The following is a 7,227-nucleotide window of genomic DNA, read 5'->3' as shown; positions in this document are numbered from 1 at the left end:
AAACTGGGGGCGCAGCCCCCAGTTTCGGGAAGGGGCGGGGCTGGGGAAAGAAAACCCTCCCCACCCCCACCGCCTCCTTGTATACGGCGAAACCTGATCACAAGAGAGCCCGCTCTCAAGGGGTGGAGCCCGACACAGGGGCACCAGGTAACACGGGGTTCACAGTCGGGCAATGATCGGGAAACCGCCTGTTGACAGGCTGCGCCCATCCCCGTGGCGTTCCAGTGCCGCTGCGCCGCGCACCCGCATCGACCTGCGCAATCGAGACCCACCCCGAAGGATGTGGCCCGTGACCTTCAAGGCTGAGTACATCTGGATCGACGGCACCGAGCCGACGGCCAAGCTCCGTTCGAAGACGAAGATTATGGCCGACGACGCCAAGGGTGCCGACCTGCCGATCTGGGGCTTCGACGGGTCCTCCACGAACCAGGCCGAGGGCCACGCCTCCGACCGCGTGCTCAAGCCGGTCGCCTCCTACCCGGACCCGATCCGCGGCGGCGACGACGTCCTCGTCATGTGCGAGGTCCTCAACATCGACATGACGCCGCACGAGTCCAACACGCGTGCCGCGCTGGTCGAGGTCTCGGACAAGTTCGCCGCGCAGGAGCCGATCTTCGGCATCGAGCAGGAGTACACCTTCTTCAAGGGCTCGCGCCCGCTCGGCTTCCCCGAGGGCGGCTTCCCGGCCGCGCAGGGCGGCTACTACTGCGGCGTCGGCGCCGACGAGATCTTCGGCCGCGACATCGTCGAGGCGCACCTTGAGAACTGCCTCAAGGCGGGTCTGGCCATCTCCGGCATCAACGCCGAGGTCATGCCCGGTCAGTGGGAGTTCCAGGTCGGCCCGGTCTCCCCGCTGGAGGTCTCCGACCAGCTGTGGATGGCCCGCTGGCTGCTCTACCGCACCGCCGAGGACTTCAACGTCTCCGCGACCCTGGACCCCAAGCCGGTCAAGGGCGACTGGAACGGCGCCGGCGCGCACACCAACTTCTCCACCAAGGCGATGCGCGAGGGCTACGACGCCATCATCACCGCCTGCGAGTCGCTGGGCGAAGGCTCCAAGCCGATGGACCACGTCAAGAACTACGGCGCCGGCATCGACGACCGTCTGACCGGTCTGCACGAGACGGCCCCGTGGAACGAGTACTCCTACGGTGTCTCCAACCGCGGCGCCTCGGTCCGTATCCCGTGGCAGGTCGAGAAGGACGGCAAGGGCTACATCGAGGACCGCCGCCCGAACGCCAACGTCGACCCGTACGTCGTGACGCGTCTGATCGTCGACACCTGCTGCACCGCCCTGGACAAGGCCGGCCAGGTCTGATCCCGCTTCTCTCTCTGAAGGGGCGCCCACCGATTCGGTAGGCGCCCCTTCGGCGGTTGGGTGGTTGTTTGGGTGCGGGTGGGTGAGGGCTGGTCGCGCAGTTCCCCGCGCCCCTAAAGGGGCGCGCCCCCGACCCCGTCTGCTTCAATGGGGTCATGGCCAGCTTTCGGAAGTACCTCGCGACGGGTCGTCATGACCTCAAGCCCTTCTGGCCTTCCCGTCAGCATCACGACTTCGACCGGGTGTGTCGCCGCGCGATGAACGCGCCGGCCCTCTAAAGCCGTACACCCCCGGCCTTCGGCCAGCGCGCACGACGTACGTCCCTCGACGACCTCTCGCGCGAAAGAGCTGACCTCTCATGGCGAACACCCGATCCTTCTCCACCGCCACTCCGTCCACCGGTTCGGCACGGCACCGGCTGCGTGCCGTCGACCGGGACGAGACGGTGGACGTCGCGGACTTCCTGCCGCCGGGCGCCACCTGGCTGCCCGCTCCCCCGCACACCCTGCCCACCCTGCCGGGCCGGCCGCCGATGGTCGGCTACCTGGTGCTCGTACCGGCCGACCAGCAGCCCGTCCTGCCGGTCGCCGTACCGGACGGGGGCCCGGAGGAGTCCGAGGGCGGTGACTCCCTCGTACGCGTCGACACCGTGCGGCGTACCGCCGAGGTCGACGGGCGGCCGCTCGACCTCACCTACCTGGAGTTCGAGCTGCTCGCGCACCTCGTGGCGCATCCGCATCGCGTGCACACCCGCGACCAGCTGGTGACCACGGTCTGGGGCTACGGGCATGTGGGCGACGGCCGGACCGTGGACGTCCACATCGCCCGGCTGCGCCGCAAGCTCGGTGCGGAGCACCGGCGGGCGATCCAGACGGTGCGGCGCGTGGGCTACAAGTACGCGCCGCCGACCGGGCGTTGACCGGCGGCGCCCGGCTGCGGGTCTTCTGTCAGCAGATTCCCGTTCCGTCCCGTGGCCGGGCCGTGCAGAGTCACTGGCATGAGACTTCTGATGCTCGGTGGTACGGAGTTCGCGGGGCGTGCCGTCGTCGAGGCCGCGCTCGCCCGCGGCTGGGACGTGACCGTCTTCCACCGAGGACGCCACGAACCGCCTGCGGGCGTACGGTCGTTGCACGGCGACCGCACCGCCCCCGACGGGCTCGCCACACTGGCCGAGGGCGACTGGGACGTCGTCGTCGACACCTGGTCGGCGGCACCGCGAGCCGTACGGGACGCCGCGCGACTGCTGAAGGACCGGGTCGGGCGGTACGTCTACGTGTCCAGCTGCTCCGTGTACGCCTGGCCGCCGGCCGCCGGTTACACCGAGGACGCTCCCTTGGTGGACGGCGCGTCGGCGGACGCGGAGCAGACCGACTACGCGCGGGACAAGCGCGGCGGTGAACTCGCCGCCGTCGACGCCTTCGGCGAGGGGCGCTCGCTGCTCGTACGGTCCGGACTGATCCTCGGCCCGTACGAGAACATCGGGCGGCTGCCGTGGTGGCTGACCCGGATTGCCCGCGGCGGCCCGGTCCTGGCGCCCGGCCCTCGTGAACTGCCGCTCCAGTACGTCGACGTCCGCGACCTCGCCGAGTGGCTGCTCCAGGCCGCGGAGCGGGAGTTGAGCGGGCCGTACAACCTCATCAGCCCGCAGGGGCATACGACGATGGGGGCACTCCTCGCCGCCTGCGTCCACGTCACGGGCAGCGGGGCGGAGCTCCGCTGGACCGAGCCCGAGGTGATCCTCGACGCCGGGATCGAGCCCTGGACACAGCTGCCGGTATGGGTACCGCCGGCGAGCGAGCTGCACGGTGCACTCCACAGTGCGAACGTCTCACGAGCGGTGACGGCCGGGCTCCGCTGCCGCCCCGCCGAGGAGACGGTGAGCGATACGTGGGCGTGGTTGCAGTCTCTCGGCGGGGTCGCGCCCCAGCGCCCGGACCGACCGGTGCTGGGGCTCGACCCGGCGGCGGAGGCGAAGGCACTGGGGCTCTGAGCTGAGGGGACCGCGCCGCGAAGAGAGGGGCCGCGCCCCTTTAGGGGCGCGGGGAACTGCGCGACCAGCCACAACGAACCCGCAGCTTCGAACCGTCCCTCCAGCGGAGCGTGGTGCACCTACCCCCACCCCCCTCCGGGTGCTGAACCCAGTGACCACCCCCAGTAGCTCCGCGAGACTGAAGCCATGGACACGAAGAGCACGACCGAGACCGCCAAAGCCCCCGGCAGGGCCCGTGCCGTCGCGCTGGACGGACTGCGGGCCCTGGCCCTGACCCTCGTGTCACTGCCAGGGGCCGTCGTGCTCTTCGTCCTGTCCGTCGTATCGATCGTCCTCGTCCCCCTGGGCATCGGCATCGTCACGACTCCCTGGGTACTGACGGGCGTACGCGCCTTCGCGAACTGGCGGCGCATGGTGGCGGCCGAGTGGAGCGGGGTGCGGATCCCGCCCGCGTACCGGCCCGTCCCCCAGGACGCCAAGCCATGGAGCCGCTGCTTCCGCATGCTCGGCGATCGGGCCACCTGGCGGGATCTCCTCTGGCTGCCCGTCGACATGATCGCGGGCTTCGTCACGGCCCTGATCCCCACCGCGCTGCTCCTCTATCCCTTCGAGGGGTTCGCGCTGGCCGCCGGGCTGTGGCGGGCCTTCACCGACGGCACGCGCGTCGGCTGGTGGTACGGGTTCGTGCCGGTCAGCGGGCAGGGGACCGCTCTGGCCGCGGCCGCGCTGGGCGGCGCGCTCCTGGCCGTCGGCTACTACACGGTCCCGCACCTCCTGCGCTTCCACTTCCTGCTGACCCGCTCCGTACTGGCGAGCGGTCAGGGCCAGCTGGCCGAGCGCGTACGGGTGCTCACCGAGACCCGGCGGGACGCCGTCGACACCTCGGCGGCCGAACTGCGGCGTATCGAAAGGGACTTGCACGACGGCGCCCAGGCGCGGCTGGTCGCCATGGGCATGGACCTGGGGACCATCGAGATGCTCATCGAGAAGGACCCGGCGAAGGCCAAGCAGTTGCTCGCACAGGCCCGTAAGTCCTCCGCCGACGCGCTGACCGAACTGCGCGACCTCGTCCGCGGCATCCACCCGCCCGTGCTCGCCGAACGCGGCCTTGGCGACGCCGTACGGGCGTTGGCGCTGCGGCTGCCGATCGCCACCGAGGTGGACGTGGACCTCCCGGGGCGCGCGGGCGCCCCCGTCGAGTCGGCCGCGTACTTCGCCGTCAGTGAAGTCCTCACGAACGCCGTGAAGCATGCGGGCGCGGACCGGATCTGGGTCGACGTGCACCACGCGGACGGCATGCTGCGGATCGCCGTCACCGACAACGGCAAGGGCGGTGCCAGGATCGGCGCCGGTTCCGGACTCTCCGGAGTCGAGCGGCGACTCGGTACATTCGACGGCGTCCTGGCCGTCAGCAGCCCCGCGGGCGGTCCCACCATGGTGACCATGGAGATCCCTTGCGAGTTGTCCTAGCCGAAGATCTCTTCCTGCTGCGCGACGGACTGGTGCGGATGCTCGAAGCGTACGACTTCGAGATCGCCGCGGCCGTCGAGAGCGGACCCGAACTCACCCGGGCGCTCGCGGAGTTGAGACCGGACGTCGCCGTCGTCGACGTACGGCTGCCGCCTTCGCACACGGACGAGGGGCTGCAGTGCGCGCTGCAGGCGCGGCGGGAGAGACCCGGGCTGCCGGTGCTGGTGCTGTCGCAGCACGTGGAGCAGTTGTACGCGCGCGAGCTGCTCGCCGACGGGACCGGCGGGGTCGGCTATCTGCTGAAGGACCGGGTCTTCGACGCGGAGCAGTTCATCGACGCCGTACGCCGGGTCGCGGCGGGCGGCACCGCGATGGATCCGCAGGTGATCCAGCAGCTCCTGTCGCGGCGCCAGGCGGAGAGCCGGCCGCTGGGCCGGCTGACGCCGCGCGAGCGGGAGGTGCTGGAGCTGATGGCGCAGGGCCGCTCGAACGCGGCGATCGCGGAGCGGCTGGTCGTGACAGAACGGGCCATTGCGAAACACACGTCCAACATCTTCGCGAAGCTGGACCTTGAGGTGTCGGATGACGACAATCGCCGCGTTCTGGCCGTTCTCGCCTATTTGGACCAGGGGCGCTGAAAACGTGCCCGGATAAAGATCGGCTCTCCATCGAAGATTCACGAGGATTCACTGACCGAGATTCAGTATTCCCCCCTCAACTGCCGTTGAAACAGGGGCTTCTGGGCCCCTTGCGCCGGAATTGCTCCACCAATCTCTCACCAATTTCTGAGGCCGCTGAACACCCCATGAGCCCCTTGCGTACTGAACGACGCCGCTTCACCTCCTGTCGGGCGCCTCGATGCCCCCGCAAGGAAGCCAGAGGAGTTCCATGGGACGCACAAACCGAAAACGCCGCTCAACGCTCGCCAACCGGGCGATAGCCGCATCGGCGGCTCTCGCGCTGGGTGGCGGCGGCTTGCTCGCGGCGAATATCTACGCTTCGGCGGGTGAGGAGAACTCACAGCAGAACGCGCAGACAACCGCCGCCGCAGGGGTGGCAACGATCAAATGTCCGGACGTCGGCCAGCAGTTGACCGATGTGCCGGACGGCGCCCGCCAGGGTGTCGACCAGGAGCTGGCGAAGCTCGACCAGCAGGTCACGGAGGCCTACAAGCGCCTCGCGGACACGCGCCAGGCTCAGGCCGGGGACTCCGGCTACGTCGACAGCTCCATCCTCGGCCCGCTGAAGGCCAAGCGGACGGCCGCCATCGACCGGATGAGCATCAACATCCGGAACGCGGGCGGCCAGCCTCCGCAGAACGCCGAGCAGATGGCCCAGTGCGAAGGTGTGCCGGCCGACCAGCCGGACACCGCCGCGGGTGACGGTCAGGACCAGGCCGATGGCCAGGACCAGGGCCAGGACCAGGCCGATGGTCAGGACCAGGGCCAGGACCAGGGCGATGGCCAGGACCAGGGTCAGGAACAGGACAACGGCGGCCAGGCCGGCAACGGTCCGGTGGCGGACGACTTCCAGGACATCACCCAGGCCGAGCCGACCGGCGGCCCGCAGGGCGTGGACGGAAACGGGCTCGCCGCGAACGGCGACAGCGGTTCGACGGGCAGCTTCACCACGAACTGTGGCACCAACGAGAACGAGAACCGCAACTCGGACAACGTGATCGTCGCCCCCGGTGTCAGCAACGGTGCGCAGCACCAGCACGACTACGTCGGCAACCAGGCCAACAACGCTTTCGCGAGCGACGAGGACCTGGCGAACGGTGACACCACCTGCGAGAACCAGGGCGACAAGTCGTCGTACTTCTGGCCGGTGCTGCGAGTGCAGGACGGTCAGGACGACATCGACGCCAACGCTCCCGGTGGCGGTCAGGACGGCAACGTCGGCACGATCATCCAGGCCAGCGAGGCCCAGCTGAAGTTCGTCGGCAACAAGCAGAGCGATGTCACCGCGATGCCTGAGGCCCTGCGCATCATCACCGGTGACGCCAAGGCCTTCGTGAACGGCAACGCCAACGCCAACACGAACTGGAGCTGCACCGGCTTCGAGGACACGCAGCTGACGGACAAGTACCCGATCTGCCCCGAGGGCAGCTCGGTGGTCCGGACGACCAACTTCCAGAGCTGCTGGGACGGTCAGAACATCGACAGCGCCAACCACCGTGACCACGTGGACTTCGTGGAGGAGGACGGTTCCTGCTCGAACGGTTTCGAGGCCATCCCCCAGCTCCAGGTCCGCCTGGTCTACGACGTTGACGCGCCGCAGATCCAGAACGGGCAGGTCCAGAACGCGTTCGCAGTGGACTCCTTCCCGGACCAGCTGCACAAGCCGATCACCGACCACAACGACTTCATCAACTTCTTCAACGAGGAGACGATGAACCAGGTGGTCGACTGCATCAACAGCGGCCAGGACTGCCAGTAGTCCTGAAGCA

6 protein-coding genes are annotated in these 7,227 nt (G+C 69.2%); all 6 read left to right on the top strand.

The window, feature by feature from the left end; all coding sequences use genetic code 11:
- Nucleotides 1–289 precede the first annotated feature (289 nt).
- Nucleotides 290–1,318: a glutamine synthetase gene (gene glnII / locus G5C60_RS18715; protein ID WP_165260669.1), complete on the top strand. Its 1,029-nt coding sequence runs from the start codon at nt 290–292 to the stop codon at nt 1,316–1,318.
- A gap of 358 nt (nt 1,319–1,676) precedes the next feature.
- Nucleotides 1,677–2,237: a winged helix-turn-helix domain-containing protein gene (locus tag G5C60_RS18710; protein ID WP_165260667.1), complete on the top strand. Its 561-nt coding sequence runs from the start codon at nt 1,677–1,679 to the stop codon at nt 2,235–2,237.
- A 78-nt stretch (nt 2,238–2,315) separates the two neighbouring features.
- The gene (locus G5C60_RS18705) at nt 2,316–3,308 is read left to right on the top strand and encodes an SDR family oxidoreductase (RefSeq protein ID WP_165260665.1); all 993 of its coding nucleotides are present in this window, start codon (nt 2,316–2,318) and stop codon (nt 3,306–3,308) included.
- 186 nt (nt 3,309–3,494) lie between these two features.
- On the top strand, nt 3,495–4,778 hold the full coding sequence (locus G5C60_RS18700) for a sensor histidine kinase (RefSeq protein WP_165260663.1): 1,284 nt from the start codon (nt 3,495–3,497) through the stop codon (nt 4,776–4,778).
- The gene (locus G5C60_RS18695; RefSeq protein ID WP_165260661.1) at nt 4,763–5,416 is read left to right on the top strand and encodes a LuxR C-terminal-related transcriptional regulator; all 654 of its coding nucleotides are present in this window, start codon (nt 4,763–4,765) and stop codon (nt 5,414–5,416) included. The genes G5C60_RS18700 and G5C60_RS18695 overlap by 16 nt, the downstream gene beginning before the upstream one ends.
- Before the next feature lie 250 nt (nt 5,417–5,666).
- Nucleotides 5,667–7,217, top strand: coding sequence for a DUF1996 domain-containing protein (locus G5C60_RS18690; protein ID WP_165260659.1), 1,551 nt, complete (start codon nt 5,667–5,669; stop codon nt 7,215–7,217).
- Nucleotides 7,218–7,227 lie beyond the last annotated feature (10 nt).

Origin of the sequence: Streptomyces scabichelini (assembly GCF_011045015.1) — a bacterium.
GTDB lineage: Bacteria > Actinomycetota > Actinomycetes > Streptomycetales > Streptomycetaceae > Streptomyces > Streptomyces scabichelini.
Note: the sequence above shows the minus strand (reverse complement) of the source record. Positions and strands in the feature narration are given on the sequence as shown.

Bases quoted from the DNA above. Each gene is read 5' to 3' on its own strand.
- G5C60_RS18710 (WP_165260667.1), top strand. From the start codon at position 1,677: ATGGCGAACACCCGATCCTTCTCCACCGCCACTCCGTCCACCGGTTCG.
- G5C60_RS18705 (WP_165260665.1), top strand. From the start codon at position 2,316: ATGAGACTTCTGATGCTCGGTGGTACGGAGTTCGCGGGGCGTGCCGTC.
- G5C60_RS18700 (WP_165260663.1), top strand. From the start codon at position 3,495: ATGGACACGAAGAGCACGACCGAGACCGCCAAAGCCCCCGGCAGGGCC.
- G5C60_RS18690 (WP_165260659.1), top strand. From the start codon at position 5,667: ATGGGACGCACAAACCGAAAACGCCGCTCAACGCTCGCCAACCGGGCG.